General features: G+C 35.3%; 1 protein-coding gene. It reads right to left on the bottom strand.

Annotation, left to right across the window (positions count from 1 at the left end):
* Window positions 1-728: IS110 family transposase (locus tag ACE01N_RS20455; RefSeq protein ID WP_380592932.1), on the bottom strand; the 728-nt coding region annotated here is incomplete at its 3' end.
* Between the last annotated feature and the right edge of the window lie 363 nt (window positions 729-1091).

Genomic DNA, 1091 nt, shown 5'->3' with positions numbered 1-1091 from the left:
GGGGCTATTCCTGAATAACATGCAAAGCTTTTAGCATTATTTATCCGGGTAAAATTTTCAGTATAGATAATGATATACTTGGCCAGTACAGGACCAATACCTCTTACACTTTGAATAAGTTTATAATTATTATCCCACTCTGAAGATGATTGAATAACTTCTTCTATTTTGGTCTCTATAAGCTTTATTTCTGTGTTCAGATGTTCTATCATGCGCTCTTGTGATTCTTTAATTAAAGTTGTTTCACCATGAAAAAATGAATCCTGAATATCCTTAATTGAATTCTTATAGGCTGTCCGGTGACGAATAAGTTTGTCGCGTAAAGCCAGGAGTTGACGTAACTGTGCTACCATCCCTGAATGAAGCCTGGTTGGTTTCAGTTCATCCCTTTTTCGCCAGGCATACAAGGCGATTGCTTTTGCGTCAAGCCTATCTGTTTTACCCCTTTTCATTCCCATGGATCTTTTGATATCCATGGCTGGGGCCATAGTAAACAGAATATCTGCCTCTGAAAAGAATACGGCTAATAAACGGCTGTAACGTCCTGTATTTTCAAAACAGAAATATAGATCATTTACTTTGCATTTAAGATGTTTACATGAGGTCTCAAGTAACCCTGAGAAGCCTTTAGGAGAATTAGGAACTACTAAATAAACGTTAACCTGATGAAGGTAGATATCCAAAGTATCTTTTGAAACATCAATACCAATAAATCGTTTGTTTTTCATAATTTTACAATTAACATTTAACAATGAGTTGCTGTAACTAGTAGCTTTTAAAGGCCTGTTGCCTATGATTCTAAATGGTTCTCAGCAACTAAGAAAGGAATAGGGACTAGAAGTGTTGATAGGTCTGCTAACCTACGCGGTCATAAAGTTCACCCTATTCCTTTTGTAATTATCAACATATAAACAACAATTAACAAGAAAAGAAAAAGTAGCAAAAAGAAAAGAATATCAATCATTTACATCATTATATGATTCCTTTTGTTGATAAACAGGTGTAAATATAAAGCGCGGTCATAGTGCATGGCAGTACTTTTAAACAAAACATATCAACATTCGCGGGCTGTCTCTTTTGTCCTGACAGTA

The organism is Quyinboa ferrireducens, from assembly GCF_042436675.1.
GTDB lineage: Bacteria > Bacteroidota > Bacteroidia > Bacteroidales > UBA5342 > JBHJHP01.
This window is presented reverse-complemented; position numbering and strand designations above follow the sequence as displayed.